Origin of the sequence: Curtobacterium poinsettiae (assembly GCF_025677645.1) — a bacterium.
GTDB lineage: Bacteria > Actinomycetota > Actinomycetes > Actinomycetales > Microbacteriaceae > Curtobacterium > Curtobacterium poinsettiae_A.
In genome coordinates this window covers 3,011,455-3,026,704 of record NZ_CP106879.1, presented here as the reverse complement: position 1 = coordinate 3,026,704, position 15,250 = coordinate 3,011,455, and the positions used below count along the sequence as shown (strand labels likewise).

Annotated in this window: 14 protein-coding genes and 1 pseudogene; 4 read left to right on the top strand and 11 right to left on the bottom strand. The window is 70.5% G+C overall.

Annotation, left to right across the window (positions count from 1 at the left end; translation table 11 throughout):
* Positions 1-34 precede the first annotated feature (34 nt).
* From OE229_RS14370 to OE229_RS14325, 10 genes and pseudogenes are all read right to left on the bottom strand, one after another.
* On the bottom strand, positions 35-1,888 hold the full coding sequence (locus OE229_RS14370; RefSeq protein WP_262138611.1) for an ABC transporter ATP-binding protein: 1,854 nt from the start codon (positions 1,886-1,888) through the stop codon (positions 35-37).
* 7 nt (positions 1,889-1,895) lie between these two features.
* Entirely contained in the window at positions 1,896-2,111 is a 216-nt protein-coding gene (locus OE229_RS14365; protein ID WP_262138608.1) for a hypothetical protein, read from the bottom strand.
* A gap of 143 nt (positions 2,112-2,254) precedes the next feature.
* Positions 2,255-3,634, bottom strand: coding sequence for an MFS transporter (locus OE229_RS14360; RefSeq protein WP_262138607.1), 1,380 nt, complete (start codon positions 3,632-3,634; stop codon positions 2,255-2,257).
* Positions 3,635-3,853: 219 nt separating this feature from the next.
* Positions 3,854-4,498 (bottom strand): annotated as a pseudogene (gene ribA / locus OE229_RS14355) (GTP cyclohydrolase II); the annotation flags it as partial.
* A gap of 8 nt (positions 4,499-4,506) precedes the next feature.
* Entirely contained in the window at positions 4,507-5,601 is a 1,095-nt protein-coding gene (gene ribD / locus OE229_RS14350) for a bifunctional diaminohydroxyphosphoribosylaminopyrimidine deaminase/5-amino-6-(5-phosphoribosylamino)uracil reductase RibD (protein WP_262140040.1), read from the bottom strand.
* Between the two features lie 91 nt (positions 5,602-5,692).
* Positions 5,693-6,247: a GNAT family N-acetyltransferase gene (locus tag OE229_RS14345; protein WP_262138605.1), complete on the bottom strand. Its 555-nt coding sequence runs from the start codon at positions 6,245-6,247 to the stop codon at positions 5,693-5,695.
* 2 nt (positions 6,248-6,249) lie between these two features.
* Entirely contained in the window at positions 6,250-7,260 is a 1,011-nt protein-coding gene (gene trpS / locus OE229_RS14340) for a tryptophan--tRNA ligase (RefSeq protein ID WP_262138603.1), read from the bottom strand.
* Positions 7,261-7,300: 40 nt separating this feature from the next.
* Positions 7,301-8,143 (bottom strand): exodeoxyribonuclease III, encoded by an 843-nt coding sequence (locus OE229_RS14335; protein ID WP_182066621.1) that lies wholly within the window; start codon positions 8,141-8,143, stop codon positions 7,301-7,303.
* A gap of 128 nt (positions 8,144-8,271) precedes the next feature.
* A complete protein-coding gene (locus tag OE229_RS14330; RefSeq protein WP_022905912.1) occupies positions 8,272-8,544 on the bottom strand; it encodes an HPr family phosphocarrier protein in 273 nt (90 codons plus the stop codon).
* 69 nt (positions 8,545-8,613) lie between these two features.
* Positions 8,614-9,384, bottom strand: coding sequence for a DeoR/GlpR family DNA-binding transcription regulator (locus tag OE229_RS14325; RefSeq protein WP_071406394.1), 771 nt, complete (start codon positions 9,382-9,384; stop codon positions 8,614-8,616).
* A gap of 251 nt (positions 9,385-9,635) precedes the next feature.
* Here OE229_RS14325 and ptsP point away from each other — a divergent pair, with 251 nt between their 5' ends.
* The 4 genes from ptsP (at position 9,636) to OE229_RS14305 (ending at position 14,599) form a co-directional block, all read left to right on the top strand.
* Entirely contained in the window at positions 9,636-11,294 is a 1,659-nt protein-coding gene (gene ptsP, locus OE229_RS14320; protein WP_182066619.1) for a phosphoenolpyruvate--protein phosphotransferase, read from the top strand.
* 68 nt (positions 11,295-11,362) lie between these two features.
* On the top strand, positions 11,363-12,919 hold the full coding sequence (locus OE229_RS14315) for a PTS mannitol transporter subunit IICB (protein WP_182066618.1): 1,557 nt from the start codon (positions 11,363-11,365) through the stop codon (positions 12,917-12,919).
* An 88-nt stretch (positions 12,920-13,007) separates the two neighbouring features.
* Positions 13,008-13,445: a PTS sugar transporter subunit IIA gene (locus tag OE229_RS14310; protein WP_182067233.1), complete on the top strand. Its 438-nt coding sequence runs from the start codon at positions 13,008-13,010 to the stop codon at positions 13,443-13,445.
* Positions 13,442-14,599, top strand: coding sequence for a mannitol-1-phosphate 5-dehydrogenase (locus tag OE229_RS14305; RefSeq protein ID WP_262138601.1), 1,158 nt, complete (start codon positions 13,442-13,444; stop codon positions 14,597-14,599). Before OE229_RS14310 ends, OE229_RS14305 begins: the two co-directional genes overlap by 4 nt.
* Positions 14,600-14,671: 72 nt before the next feature.
* On the opposite strand, the gene OE229_RS14300 is transcribed toward OE229_RS14305, so the two are convergent.
* The gene (locus OE229_RS14300; RefSeq protein WP_262138599.1) at positions 14,672-15,241 is read right to left on the bottom strand and encodes a hypothetical protein; all 570 of its coding nucleotides are present in this window, start codon (positions 15,239-15,241) and stop codon (positions 14,672-14,674) included.
* Positions 15,242-15,250 lie beyond the last annotated feature (9 nt).

The window sequence follows — 15,250 nt, the reverse complement described above, 5'->3', positions numbered from 1 at the left end:
GGTACGGCCGCGGTGCACGCGGCCGTACCGTCACTCACACGAGCAGCTGGTGCTTCGCCAGGTCGCGGTAGAGCGGCGTCGACTCCACGAGCTCGGAGTGCGTGCCGCTGCCGACCACCCGGCCGTGCTCGAGGACGACGATCACGTCGGAGTCGACCACCGTCGACAACCGGTGCGCGATCACGAGCAGGGTGCGGTCCTCGGCGACGGCGTCGATCGCGAGCCGCATCTTCTGCTCGTTGACCCCGTCGAGTGACGACGTCGACTCGTCGAGCAGCAGGATCGGGGGAGCGGCGAGCAGCGCGCGGGCGATGGCCAGGCGCTGCCGTTCGCCACCGGAGAGCATCACGCCGTCCTCACCGACCTGTGCGTCGAGACCACGGGGATCGCGGTGCAGGACCTCGCCGAGGTTGACCGCCTCGAGCACCCGGACGCAGTCGTCCTCGGTGGCGTCCGGCGACCCGAGCAGCAGATTGGCGCGGATCGTGCCGGCGAGGACGGGCGCGTCCTGCTCGACGTAGCCGATCTGGGCACGCAGCTCGTCGCGGTCCATGCCACGGACGTCGATGCCGCCCAGGCGGATCACGCCGTCGGTGGGGTCGTAGAACCGCTCGATCAGCGCGAGCGTCGTCGACTTGCCGGCACCGGACGGGCCGACGAGTGCCACACGCGAGCCGCGGGGCACCCGGAACGACACGTCGTGGAGCACCACGTCGTCAGCCGAGCGCTCGTCGTCGACGTGATCCGGGCCTCCTGGACGGTCCGCGGGGTCGGACGCGACCGCGCCGTCGGCACCCGAGGCGTCCGCCTGGGCGCGGTACCGGAACGACACGTGCTCGAACGCGATGGCGTCGTCGGTGGCGACCGCCGTGGCGGGCCGGACCGACTCGTCGTCCTGCGACTCGGTCGGCAGGTGCAGGATCTCCTCGATCCGGCCGAGCGCGCCGAGCGCCTGGGCGACGGCGACGGCGGCGCCCATCGCCTGGCCGAGCGGCATGATCATCATGAAGAGCAACAGGATGAACGTGATGAGCGTCGCGATGGTGATGGTGCCGGCCGCGACCTGTGCCCCGCCGACGCCCAGGACGGCGATGAACGCGACCTGCATGACGATGCTCGCGACGGGGACGACGAAGGCGGACATCTTGGCGATGTCGAGGCCCCGCTTGTAGGCCTCGGTCGCGTGGCCGTCGACCTCGCGCACCTCGCGTTCGGTGGCGCCGGCCGCACGGATCGTGCGGACCGCGCCGATCCCGCGTTCGACCGCGGCGGTGAGGTCGCCGACCTTCTCCTGCGCACGCTTCGAGGCGACCCGGATGCGACGGCTCAGTCCGCCGACGACGACGATGGCGATCAGGACGATCACGATCACGATGCCGAGCAGTAGCGGGTCGATGACCGCCATCGCGACGATGGCGCCGATGAACGTGAGGGCGCCGCCGATCGACTCGATCAGTCCCTGGGTCAGGACGGCACGCAGGAGCGTGGTGTCGCTGCCGACGCGGGACACCAGGTCACCGGTCCGGCGGGTGTCGAACTCCGAGATCGGCAGGTTGAGGATGCGGGCGATGAGCTTGCGGCGGGTGGAGAGCACGACGCCCTCGCCCGCGCGCTGCAGCAGGAAGTGCTGCACACCGTTCAGCACCCCCGCGACGATGACGAGCCCGACCAGCAGCCACACGAGCGTGCTGAGGGTGTTGCCCTGCTGCACCGCGGTGATGACCTGGTTGACCAGGAGCGGCTGCGCCAGCGAGGCCCCCGCACCGAGGACGCTCAGCACGATGATCACGACCATCGCGGGCTTGTTCTCGAACAGGTAGGACAGCAGGCGACCGAACGTGGCGCGGGGGCCGTCGGAGGTCTTCGGGCGTGCGAAGGGGAAGCTCATCGTGTTCCTAGTTTCTGCCGTACTTCTTGTGCACTGCCTGTCGGCTGACACCGAGCAGGGTCGCGATCTCCTGCCACGAGGCGCCGGCGGAGCGGGCACGTCGCGCGGCGAGCTCTTCGGTCCGGTCGAGCTCACGGCGCAGTTCCCGCACGTTGGCGAGGGCGGAGAACGGGTCGTCCCCCGATGCTCCGGCCGCGAGGCTCGTGATGGTCGGTCGGTCCATGCCCGTCAACCTACATTGACGCACCGACATCCGTCAACCTGCGTTGACGGCGTCTCGCACCGGGCAGTGGGGTCACCGCCATGACGGACGGAAGCCCCGGTGCCAGCTGGCACCGGGCCTCCCGTCCCGCGGGTGGTTGCCGATCAGGCGTCGGCGATGTCCTTCGACTTCGTCTCGCGCACGAAGAGCAGCGCGACCAGCGTCACCACCGCGGCGATCGTCAGGTACAGGCCGACCAGGAAGATGTTGCCGTCCGGCTTCCAGAGTGCCAACGCGATGGTCGGGGCGAGTGACGCACCGAGGATCGACGCGACGTTGTACGCGATGGCCGAGCCGGTGTACCGGACGTTCGTCGGGAACAGCTCGGGCAGCAGCGCACCCATCGGACCGAAGGTCAGCCCCATCAGCGAGAGCCCGACGATGAGGAACGTCACCACGGTGATCGGCCCACTCGACGCCGCGAACCAGAACTGGAACGTCAGGCCGAACAGGGCGATGCCGATCGTGGTCGGGATGAGGGTCTTGCGGCGGCCGAACCTGTCGGCGAGCAGCCCAGCGATCGGGGTGAAGATGCCGAAGAACACGACGCCGATCATCAGCAGCGTCAGGAACTCGCCACGGGTGTAGCCGAGTCCGACCTTCGGGACGAGTGCGCTCGCCTCGGCGCCGGTGGTGCCGTACGACAGCGTGAACGTCGTCATGAAGTAGAAGAGCACGTACGTGGCGACCATGCCGAAGGTGCCGACGATGACGGCCCGCCACGAGGTACGGAACACCCGGCCGAGCGGGACCTTCGCGACCGTGCCGGACTCCTGCACGCCACGGAACACCGGCGACTCGACGAGCTTGAAGCGCACGTAGAGGCCGATGACGACGAGCACGGCGGAGAGCAGGAACGGGATGCGCCAGCCCCACGCCTGGAAGTCGGCGTTCGGGGTGCCGTCGGCGCCGGCGGGCATCGCCGCGTTGATCGCGATGAACAGGCCGTTCGCGAGCAGGAAGCCGATCGGGGCACCGAGCTGCGGCATCGAGCCGAACACGCCGCGCTTGCCCTTCGGTGCGTTCTCGGTCGCGAGCAGGGCCGCACCGGACCACTCGCCGCCGAGCCCGACGCCCTGGGCGAAGCGCATCACGGCGAGCAGGATCGGGGCCCAGACGCCGATGGTGTCGAACGTGGGCAGGCAGCCGATCAAGAACGTGGCGGTGCCCATCACGAGCAGCGACGCGACGAGGGTGGTCTTGCGGCCGATCCGGTCACCGAAGTGCCCGAAGATGATCGACCCGACCGGCCGGGCGAAGAACGCCAGGGCGAAGGTGACGAAGGACGACAGCTGCGAGGCCGTGGGGTCCTCGTTCGGGAAGAACAGCGTCGGGAAGACGAGCACCGCGGCGGTCGCGTAGACGTAGAAGTCGTAGAACTCGATCGACGTGCCGACGAGGCTCGCGATGACGACGCGGGAGCGCGGGTTGCCGGCGGGTGCCGGAGCGGAGGTGGGGGTTGCGGGTGCCGGGGCGGCGGTCATGACAGGGCGGGGTCTTCCGTGCTGCGTGCTCCCGACGGGGAGCACGAGGATCCGAAACGGCGGACACCGATCGGTTCGCGCGGGGTGGCGCGGGCACCGGTCGGGTGCGTTCGGCTGAGGGGGACCGCTTGTGACGGAAGCCCGATCATACGACAGATGTCGTCTGCCTGCGAATCAGCCCAGAGTCAGCTGGCCGCGGCATCGGTCGCCCGCGCGCGCTCAGGCGCCCGCCCCCGCTTCGAGGTGCTCGGGCAGCTGGTGGCCCATCCGGTCGCGCTTGGTGTCGAGGTACCCGGCGTTCTGCGCGGAGATGCCGACGACGAGCGGCACGAGGGAATCGACGGTGATGCCGTGCTCCTCGAGCTGGCGGCGCTTCTCCGGGTTGTTCGACAGCAGCCGGACGCGGGTGATGCCGAGGTCCGCGAGGATGCCCGCGGCGCCGCCGTAGGCGCGGGAGTCGGCGGGCAGGCCGAGCGCGAGGTTGGCGTCGAGGGTGTCGAGGCCGTCCTCTTGCAGGCGGTAGGCCTTGAGCTTGTTGATGAGGCCGATGCCGCGGCCCTCCTGCCCGCGCAGGTAGATGACCACGCCGCCCTCGGCCGCGATCGTGTCCAGCGCGGCGTCGAGCTGGGGGCCGCACTCGCACTTCAGCGAGCCGAAGGCCTCACCGGTCAGGCACTCGGAGTGCACCCGGACGAGCGCGCCGTCGGTGGGCATCGAGCCGTCGGGCAGGGTGCCGATGATCGCGACGTGCTCTGAGCTCGTCACGAGGTCGCGGTAGGCGCGCATCTGGAAGGTGCCGTGGGTGGTCGGCACGTTCGTCGACACCTCGAACTTGACCGGGCTCCCCGGCGTGGGGGAGGTCAACGCATCGGTCATGGGGTGCTCCGGTCGTTCGTGGGCCCGTCGTTCCCGAGCCCGGGTGTCGCGTCGTGCTGCTGCTTGCTGTCGTGCTGGTGCTGGCGCTGGTCATGGTGCTGCGAGCGCTGCGGTCGGGCTCGGACCAGCAGGTCGGGGCCGAGGCTGGTGGTCGATAGTACGTCCAACCGCCGACGATCGGAGATGCTTCCCACGCCCAGCTCGTCGAGCGCGACACGGGGCCCGCCGAGCAGCACCGGGGCGATGTACACCAGGTACTCGTCGACGAGTCCGGCGGCGATGAGAGCCGACGCCACCGTGGGACCACCCTCGACGAACACCGAGTGCACGCCCTGCCCGCGCAGCGCACCGAGCGAGGTGGCCAGGTCGTGTCCGGGCAGGGTGACGAGCCCCCGCGGGTGCCGACGGACGGCGGCGTCGGCCGGTACCGGTCGGTCGCCGAGCACCACGGCGAGCGGCTGGTCGGCGAGCAGCTCGCCGGCGTCCCCGCGCGCGGTCAGGCTCGGGTCGTCGGTCAGGACGGTGCCGGTGCCGACGAGGATCGCATCGTGGGCGGCGCGCTGTTCGTGGACGTGCTGCCGTGCGGCGGCGCCGGTGATCCACTTGCTCGTGCCGTCGGCGGCGGCGGCGCGCCCGTCCAGGCTGGACGCCCACTTGACGGTGACCCACGGTCGGCCGAGCCGGACCGAGAGCAGCCAGCGTTCGAGGAACGCCTCGGCCTGGTCGGCCAGGACCCCGGAGACGACCTGGACTCCGGCGGCACGGAGTCGATCGGCGCCGCCGTGCACGTCGGCGCCGGGATCGTCGATCGCGTAGACGACCCGGGCGATCCCCGCGTCGAGCAGTGCCACGGCGCACGGTCCGGTGCGGCCGACGTGGTTGCAGGGTTCGAGGGTGACGACCGCCGTTGCGCCGCGCAGCAGTGCCGGGTCGACCTTGGCCATCGCGTCGACCTCGGCGTGCGGGGTGCCGGCGCCCTTGTGCCAGCCCTCGGCGAGGACCTCGCCCGTGGGGGAGAGGATCACGGCGCCGACGCGGGCATGGTCGCCGACGACGGGTCCGAGGGCCGCGAGTTCGAGTCCGCGGCGCATCGCCCGGACCTCGGTGGGTCGTGCCGTGTCGCTCACGGGCCGAGCCTACCGGCGGTGGTTGGGTGACACGTCACCACGGTTGTGAGCGCGTTCAGGCGTTGGGCCACGGGAGCTCGGAGGCAGGAGCACCGTCGGCGCGTCGCAGTGCGGTCCACGCCGTGGTCGGGCCGCCGTCGCGACCCGGGACCCGGGCCGCGCCGAGGCCGGTGAACGAGAACCCGGCCCCACGGGCGACGGCCGCCGAGGCCGTGTTGCCCTGGTAGCACTCCCAGTAGACGTCCGGCGCGCCCTGCTCGAACGCCCAGTCGACGACGAGCCGGACGGCGTCGTGCATGAGTCCGGCACCGCGCGCGGTCGGTGCGAGCCAGAACCCGAGGTCACGACCGGCGGTGCGGTAGCTGATGATGCCCGCGAGCCACGTCGAACCGGCCGGTCGGATCGCCCAGGTGTACTCGCGGTCCGAGGCCCACCCCGGTCCGACCAGGGCGTCGACGAAGGTCCGGGCGTCCTGCTCGCGGTACGGCGTCGGCACCGTCGTCCACCGGACGATCTCCGGGTCCTGGCAGGCCTCGGTGATCGCCGCGGTGTCGGCGCGGGTGGGCAGGTCGAGCCGGACCCGCGCGGACTCGAGCGTGACGGGCTGCACGATCAGCCCCGCGACCGCGGGACGAACCCGATGCGGTCGTAGACGCGGGTCAGGGTCTCCCGCGCGATCGACTCGGCACGGTCGGCGCCGACGGCGAGCAGCCGGTCGAGCTCTGCCGGGTCGTCGAGCAGCTCGAGCGTGCGGGCGCGGACCGGTTCGAGCTCGGCCACGACGGCGTCGGCGACCTCGCCCTTCAGGTCGCCGTAGCCCTTGCCGGCGAACGATTCCTCGAGCGCGGCGATCGAGGTGCCGGTGAACGCCGACAGGATCGAGAGCAGGTTCGTCACACCGGGCTTCGTCTGGCGGTCGGCCCGGATCTCGCGCTCGGCGTCGGTGACGGCCGACTTGATCTTCTTCGCGGTGCGCTTCGGGTCGTCGAGCAGGCGGATGAGGCCGTTGTCCGACGCTGCGGACTTGCTCATCTTGCTGGTCGGGTCCTGCAGGTCGTAGATGCGTGCGGTCTCGGTCAGGATCCGCGCCTCGGGCGTGACGAAGGTGTCGCCGAACCGCGAGTTGAAGCGTCCGGCCAGGTCACGCGTGAGCTCGACGTGCTGGCGCTGGTCGTCGCCCACCGGCACGACCTTGGTGTCGTAGAGCAGGATGTCCGCGGCCATCAGGATCGGGTAGGTGAAGAGCCCGACCGACGCGGCCTCGGCGCCCTGGCGTGCCGACTTGTCCTTGAACTGGGTCATCCGGCTCGCCTCCCCGAAGCCGGTCAGCGTGTTCAGCACCCAGGCGAGCTCGGCGTGCGCGGGCACGTGCGACTGCACGAACAGCGTCGCCTTGGACGGGTCGATGCCCGACGCGATGTACTGCGCAGCGGTGGCCCGGGTGTTCGCCCGGAGCTCGGCCGGGTCCTGCGGTGACGTGATCGCGTGCATGTCCACGACGCAGTAGATGGCGTCGTAGTCGTCGAGCAGGGTCCTCCACTGCATGAGCGCCCCGACGTAGTTGCCGAGGTGCAGCGATCCGGCGGACGGCTGGATGCCCGAGAAGATGCGGGTCTTGGTCATGGTGGTGCTCCGGTGCGTCAGGTGAAGCGAGAGAAGAGGGTCAGAGTTCGTAGTCGACGACCACGGGGGCGTGGTCGGACCATCGCTGGTCGTACGCCGCGGCGCGGTCGACCGTGTACTCCGTGACCTTGGCGGCCAGATCGGGCGTCGCCATCTGGTAGTCGATGCGCCAGCCGGTGTCGTTGTCGAAGGCCTGACCGCGCCACGACCACCACGTGTACGGGCCGTCGACGTCGCCGGCCTGGGCGCGACCCACGTCGACCCATCCGAGGCCGGGGCCCGTGGAGCCGTCGGCGCCCTCGACCGGTTCGCCGTCGGCGCCGAAGAACCGCGAGAAGTAGGCACGCTCGCGGGGCAGGAAGCCGGCGCGCTTGACGTTGCCCTTCCAGTTCTTGATGTCGCGCTCGTCGTGCCCGACGTTCAGGTCACCGACGACGACCGCGAGCGGGTTGTGCTCGCGGAGCTTCGGCAGCCGCTCGGTCATGGCGTCGAGGAACTTCCACTTCTCGTCCTGCTTGGGGGTGTCGACCTCGCCCGAGTGCACGTAGGTGGAGACGACGGTGACGGTCGTGCCGCCGATCTCGTAGTCGGCCTCGAGCCAGCGGCCGGCCGAGTCGAAGTCGTCGGCGCCCAGGGCGACGCGGTGGATCTGAGCGGAGTGTCGAGATGCGATCGCGACGCCGGCCCGGCCCTTCGCGGTCGCCGGGTCGTGCACGATGTCCCACTCGTCGCCGAGCAGCGCCGCAAGGTCGTCGCTCGACGCGCGCACCTCCTGCAGGGCCAGCACGTCGACGTCACGGGTGGCGAGCCAGTCGCCCATGCCCTTGCGGAAGGCGGCGCGGACGCCGTTCACGTTGACGGATGCGAGGCGCAGGCGTGTCATGCAGAACACCTTATCGGCGGGTGCCGACAGCCCTGGACGCCCCCGACAGACGGACGGGAGGCCCGTGGCTGCGCAGCCACGGGCCTCCCGTCCGTCTGGTGGTCGCGTGCAGGACGCGACCTGCGCGATCAGGCCGCGTCGTGGTCCGTCTTCAGGAACTCGACCAGGCTGTCCGCGGTGGTCTCGGCGTCGTCGCCCGAGACGGTGAGGGTGACCTCGTCGCCGTTCTCGATGCCGAGCCCGAGCAAGGCGAGGATGCTGCCGGCGTTCCCGGACTTGTCGCCCTTGGCGATCGTGACCTGGTGCCCCGACGCCGTCACGGTCTGGACGAAGAGGGATGCGGGGCGAGCGTGCAGGCCGGATGCGCTGGCGACGGTCACGGTGCGGGTGGCTTCGGACATCGATGTACTCCTGTCGATGGGTGGTTGGCTCATGCTAGCGAGCACTGGGTGGGCGGGAACGGGGCACGGTCAGGGTCGGCCGGGCCAGAAGACCTCTGTGCCGGCGGCCTCGACCTCGCGGACCAGGTCGAGGTTGACGGCGGGGTCGGTGATGATCGTGTCGATCGCGGCGAGCGGGGCGACGCGACCGAACTCCTCGCGGCCGAACTTGGTGTGGTCGGCGAGCAGGATGCTCCGTCGGGCGGACTTGATCATCGCGCTCTTCACGGCAGCTTCGGCCATGTTGTGGGTCGTCAGGCCGCGCTCCGGCGTGATGCCGTTGATGCTGATGAAGGCGACGTCGACGCTGACCATGCCGATGAGCTGGTGCGTCCAGGTGCCGACGCCGGCCAGGGAGTCGCTGCGGATGTTGCCGCCGAGCAGGTGCAGGTCGATGCCCGGGCGGTTCGCGACGGCGGTGGCGACCGGGAGCGAGTGCGTGACCACGGTCAGCCCGCGGTCGGTCGGCAGCAGCTCGGCCAGGCAGATGGTCGAGGTGCCGGCGTCGATCATGATCGAGCCGTTCTCGGGCAGTTCCGCCAGGGCGGCCTCGGCGATGACCATCTTCTCGGTCTGGTTGATGCCGCCTCGGTCGCCGACGCCGGGGTGCAGGGTGATGCGCTCGACGGGGATCGCACCGCCGTGCGCACGACGGACGAGACCGCGGCGCTCGAGGCTCGTCAGGTCGCGGCGGATGGTCTCGGGCGTGACGGCGAGCGACTCGGCCAGGTCCTTGACGTCCACCCGGCCCTGCGCGCGCGCCTGCTCGACGATGCGCTGGTGGCGTTCTGGTGCGTACATCGGACCTCGTCGTCTCGGGTCGGAACGGAACGGACATGCTCGGGCACGGCATCCGCGATGTCGTGCCGTGTGTTCGATCCGCCAGACGCAAACGGGCATCTGTTTCTGCATTTTTATCCCCGGATGTGTTTGTTTGTCAACGCGAAGCGGGGTAGTGTGCTGCTCAGCCGCACGGGCGTGGTCCGTTCCCGTGTCGTGTGCACCGAACGATCCACCCCACCGCAAGCGCGTGTGAGATGAAGGAGTCTCGAATGTCCGAACTGCTCGGCACCGGCGTCGGCCGTGGCGTTGCCCACGGCCCCGTGCTCCGGATGGCTGACCCGCTCGGCGAACCGTCGAAGGACGCCCTGGTGGGTTCGGCGGAGGACGCGAAACAGGCCGTGCACGACGCACTGGCCGCCGTGGCGGACGACCTCAACAAGCGCGGACAGCTCGCCGGTGGCGACGCCCAGGCCGTGCTCGAGGCCCAGGCGCTCATGGCGCAGGACCCGACGCTCCTCGACGACGTGCACGCCCGCATCGACGGTGGTACCAACGCCGAGCGCGCGGTGTACGAGGCGTTCGCCCAGTTCCGCGACCTGCTCGTCGGCATGGGCGGCTACATGGGGGAGCGCGCGGCCGACCTCGACGACGTCGCCCAGCGCATCATCGCCAAGCTCCGCGGCGTGCACGCACCCGGCGTCCCCGAGTCGGACACCCCCTTCGTCCTCGTCGCCCGCGACCTCGCCCCGGCGGACACCGCGCTGCTCGACCTCGAGAAGGTGCTCGCGCTCGTCACCCGCGACGGCGGCCCGACGTCGCACACCGCGATCCTCGCCCGCGCCAAGGGCATCACCGCCATCGTCGGCGTGACCGGCGCCGACGACCTGGCCGACGGCCAGTCCGTCGTCGTGGACGCCCTCGCCGGCACCGTCGTGACCGACCCTTCCGCGGAGCTCGTGGCCGAGGTCGAGCAGCGCATCGCCGACCGTCTCGCCGCCGCAGCGGCACCGCTCACCGCCGGTGCGCTCGCTGACGGCCACGTCGTGCCCCTGCTCGCGAACCTCGGCAGCCCCGCCGACGCCGCCGGCGCCGTTGCTCTCGGTGCGGAGGGCGTGGGGCTCTTCCGCACCGAGTTCCTCTTCCTCGACTCGCCGAAGGCCCCCACGGTCGACGAGCAGACCGAGTCGTACCGCCAGCTCCTCGCGGCGTTCCCCGGCAAGAAGGTCGTCGTGCGCGCGCTCGACGCCGGCGCCGACAAGCCCCTGCCGTTCCTCACCGACAAGGACGAGGAGAACCCGGCCCTCGGGCGCCGCGGCCTGCGTGCGCTGCGGAACCACCCCGAGGTCCTGCGCGACCAGCTCACCGCGCTCGCCCAGGCCGACGCCGCGACCGAGGCCGACCTGTGGGTCATGGCCCCGATGGTCGCCGACGCCGAGGAGACCGAGTACTTCGTCACCCTGGCCCGCGAACTCGGCATCCGCACCGCTGGTGTCATGGCCGAGGTGCCGTCGCTCGCGCTGATGGCCGAGCAGGTGTTCCAGAACGCCGACTTCGTGTCGATCGGCACGAACGACCTGACCCAGTACACGATGGCTGCCGACCGCATGCTCGGCACCGTCGCGTCCTACCAGGACCCGTGGCACCCCGCCGTCCTGCGCCTCGTCGCGCAGCTCGGCTCCGCGGGCGCGACCGCCGGCAAGGCCGTCGGGATCTGCGGTGAAGCAGCAGCCGACCCGCTGCTCGCCGTCGTCCTGGTCGGTCTCGGCGCCACCACCCTCTCCATGACCCCCGCGGCTCTGGCCGACGTGCGCGCCGAACTCGGCCGCTACACGCTCGAACAGGCCCGCGAGATGGCGACGGCGGCACTCGCCGCGAGCACGGCGGCGGCCGCGAAGTCCGCTGCCGCGGCCGCGACGCACGCCGCCTGAGCCACCACCCCCAGCACCACCCGTCCCATCACCACGCAGCAGCTCCACCACACAGAAAGTCACCGCACATGACAACGTCGTCCGTTGCAGCGCCCGACGCACCCGCGAAGTCGCGGGGCGGCGCACGCGTCGCCGTTCAGAAGTTCGGCACGTTCCTCTCCGGCATGGTCATGCCCAACATCGCGATCTTCATCGCGTGGGGCATCATCACGGCCTTCTTCATCGAGACCGGGTGGACCCCCGTCGGCGTCCTCGGCGGGTTCGGTGAGACGGCCGGTGTCGCCAACCCCGGCCTCGTCGGCCCGATCCTGACCTACCTGATCCCGCTCGCGATCGCCATCCAGGGCGGCCGGATGATCTACGACACCCGCGGTGCCGTCGTCGGGTCGATCATGACCATGGGCGTCATCATCGGGGCCTCCGGCACCACGATGATCCTCGGCGCGATGATCTGTGGCCCGCTCGGTGCCTACCTGATCAAGCAGATCGACCGGATCTGGGACGGCAAGATCAAGCCCGGCTTCGAGATGCTCGTCAACAACTACGCGGCCGGCATCCTGGGCTTCGTCCTCGCGATGATCGGTTTCTTCTGGCTCGCGCCGCTGTTCAAGCTCATCGCCGAGGGCCTCGGCTCCGCGGTGGACTTCCTCGTGCAGCACTCGCTCCTGCCGCTCGCCAGCGTCATCATCGAGCCGGCGAAGGTCTTCTTCCTGAACAACGCCATCAACCACGGTGTGCTCGACCAGCTCGGCGCGGCGCAGGTCGCCGAGTCCGGCAAGTCGATCCTGTTCCTGCTCGAGGCGAACCCCGGCCCCGGTCTCGGTCTGCTGCTGGCATTCACCTTCTTCGGTGTCGGCATCGCCCGCTCGACCGCTCCCGGCGCGATCATCATCCAGTTCTTCGGTGGCATCCACGAGATCTACTTCCCGTACGTGCTGCAGAAGCCGATCCTGTTCATCGCCGTCATCCTCGGTGGTGCCACGGGTGTCGCCACGAACGTGGCGTTCCAGTCCGGCCTCGTCGCCCCGGCGTCGCCCGGCTCGATCTTCGCGGTGCTCGGCGCCACCGAGCGCAACAGCTTCCTCGGCGTGATCCTGTCGGTCGTCCTGTCCGCCGCGGTGTCGTTCGCGGTCTCGTCCTTCTTCCTGCTCGCCAGCCGCAAGCGCGACCTGGCGAACGGCGGCGGTGACATGAGCGCCGCCATGGCGAAGCTCCAGGCCAACAAGGGCCGCGACGTCAACTCGGCGACCGCCGGCCTGCTCGGCAACAACTCCCCGGCCAACGAGGAAGAAGCCGAGGCCTCCCTCGGCGGCGTCGGCTCGGCGAACACGGCGACGGCGACGAAGGTCCAGAACCTGGTCTTCGCCTGCGACGCCGGCATGGGCTCGAGTGCGATGGGTGCCAGCGTCCTGCGCAACAAGATCAAGAAGGCGGGCATCGAAGGGGTCACGGTCTCCAACAAGGCGATCGCGAACCTGTCCGGTGACGAGGACCTGATCATCACGCAGGAAGAACTGACGGACCGCGCCAAGCAGAAGAACCCGAACGCGCAGCACGTGTCGGTCGGCAACTTCATGAACGCGCCGCAGTACGACCAGGTCGTCGAGCAGCTCAAGAACCAGTAACGCCACAACCAGTAACGAAGTGCAGTATCGGAGGGGACGGGGCTGACCCGTCCCCTCCATCTCGTCCTCAACACAAGGAGAACCCCCGATGCCCGTCCTGCAGGAGAGCCAGATCCGCATCCACACCGAGGACACCGCGCCGACCAAGTCGGAGGCGATGAAGGAGGCGGCCGAGATCCTCGAGGCTGCGGGCGCGGTCACGGCCGACTACTACCCGGCGATGCTCGAGCGCGAGAAGAGCGTGTCCACCTACATGGGCAACTTCCTCGCCATCCCGCACGGCACCAACGACGCGAAGGACGCCATCAAGTCGTCCGCCCTGTCGTTCATCCGCTACGCCAGCCCGATCGACTGGGACGGCAACCCCGTGCGCTTCGTCGTCGGCATCGCCGGTGTGAACAACGAGCACCTCGACATCCTGTCGAAGATCGCGATCGTGTTCTCGGACGAGGACGAGGTCCAGAAGCTCACCGACGCCCAGGACACCGCAGCGATCCTGTCGATCCTCGGCGAGGTCAACGAGTGAGCACCAGCACCGCCGTCCACTTCGGTGCCGGCAACATCGGCCGCGGCTTCGTCGGGCTCCTGCTCCACGAGGCCGGGTACGAGGTCGTCTTCGCCGACGTCGCCGCACCGCTCATCGACGCTCTGGCCGCAGCCGACTCGTACACCGTGCACGAGGTCGGGGCCGGCGCCCAGGACCACGAGGTCACGAACTTCCGTGCGCTGAACAGCGCGCAGGACGAGGACGGCGTGGTCGCCGAGATCGCGACCGCCGCGGTCGTCACGTGCGCCGTCGGCCCGAACGTCCTGAGGTTCATCGCACCGGTGATCGCCCGCGCGCTCGTCGCCCGCGACGCGGACGCCGCGCCGATCGCGGTCATGGCGTGCGAGAACGCCCTGAACGCCACGGACCGCCTGCGCGAGTTCATCGTCGCGGCCCTGCCCGAGGACGGCCGCGACGCGGCCCTCGCGAAGGCCGTCTTCGCGAACACCGCCGTCGACCGCATCGTGCCCGCACAGCCCGAGGGCGGCGGACTCGACGTCACCGTCGAGACCTACTACGAGTGGGCCATCGACCGCACGCCGTTCGGTGGGAACGAGCCGGAGATCCCCGGCGCGCACTACGTCGACGGCCTCGCGGCGTCGATCGAGCGCAAGCTCTTCACGGTGAACACCGGACACGCCACCGTCGCGTACCACGGCTTCGTCGCCGGGGCCGACAAGATCTCGGACGCCATCGCGATCCCCGCCGTGCGCTCCGAGCTCGAGTCCGTGCTCGCCGAGACGAGCGACCTGCTCATCCGCCGGCACGAGCTCGACCCCGAGGTGCACCGCGCGTACGTGCAGGCGATCATCGGCCGGTTCGAGAACCCGCACCTGCCCGACACGGTGACCCGCGTCGGCCGTCAGCCGCTCCGCAAGCTGTCGCGCGACGAGCGGTTCGTCTCGCCCGCCGCCGCGCTGGCCGAGGACGGTACCGAGCCGACCGCGCTCCTCGACGCGATGGCAGCGGCGCTCCGTTTCGACGTCGCGGACGACGAACAGAGCGTCGAACTGCAGGCGCTGCTGGCGTCGGACACATCCGACGCCGACGTGGTCACGCAGATCACCGGGCTCGACACGGAGCACCCGCTGCACGCCGCGTTCGCGGACCGGGTGCGCCAGGCGCGCGCCTGACGACGCCCGCGTCTCCCCGACGGGAGGCCCGTCACCAGCTGGTGACGGGCCTCCCGTGCGTACCGGTCACGGCTACCAACCCAGGGCCGTGAGCAGACCCGACACCGTCGCGATCGTGGTGTCGCTGATCGCTCCCACCTGGATCCGACCGGGCCGGCTGAGAGCGCGGTCGGCGCGCAGCACGAGGACCGCCGCGACTCCCGTATCGTCCAGTTGACGGGTGTCCACCGGATCGCGTGTCACGCCGCGGTCCACGAGCACCACGACCGATCGGCCGACGAGCGCCGGATCCGGAGCCTCGGCGATGGACGCGAGCGCTGCCCGGACCTCCGCTGCACCGTCGGCAGTGGCCCGCCCGACCACGACGAGGGAGTTCTCCGGCGTCGCCGCGAGCACGACGGCAGGGTCGACATGCGCCCCCATGTCGTGCACCGTCACGCGTGAGGTGGCTGGTTGCAGGGTGGGGAGTCGTGCGGCGAGCTCGCCACCGGAGTGGTCCGTCGCCTGCACAACCACGTCGAGACGTCCGCCGATCGCATCGGCGAGGAGTGCTGCGACGGTCGTCGTCCCGGTGCCCCCGGCGACCCCGGTGACGAGCACCGTCCGGGCGCGCTGCGCGGCGGCCCGCCGCGAGCCAGGCATCGGCGGCAG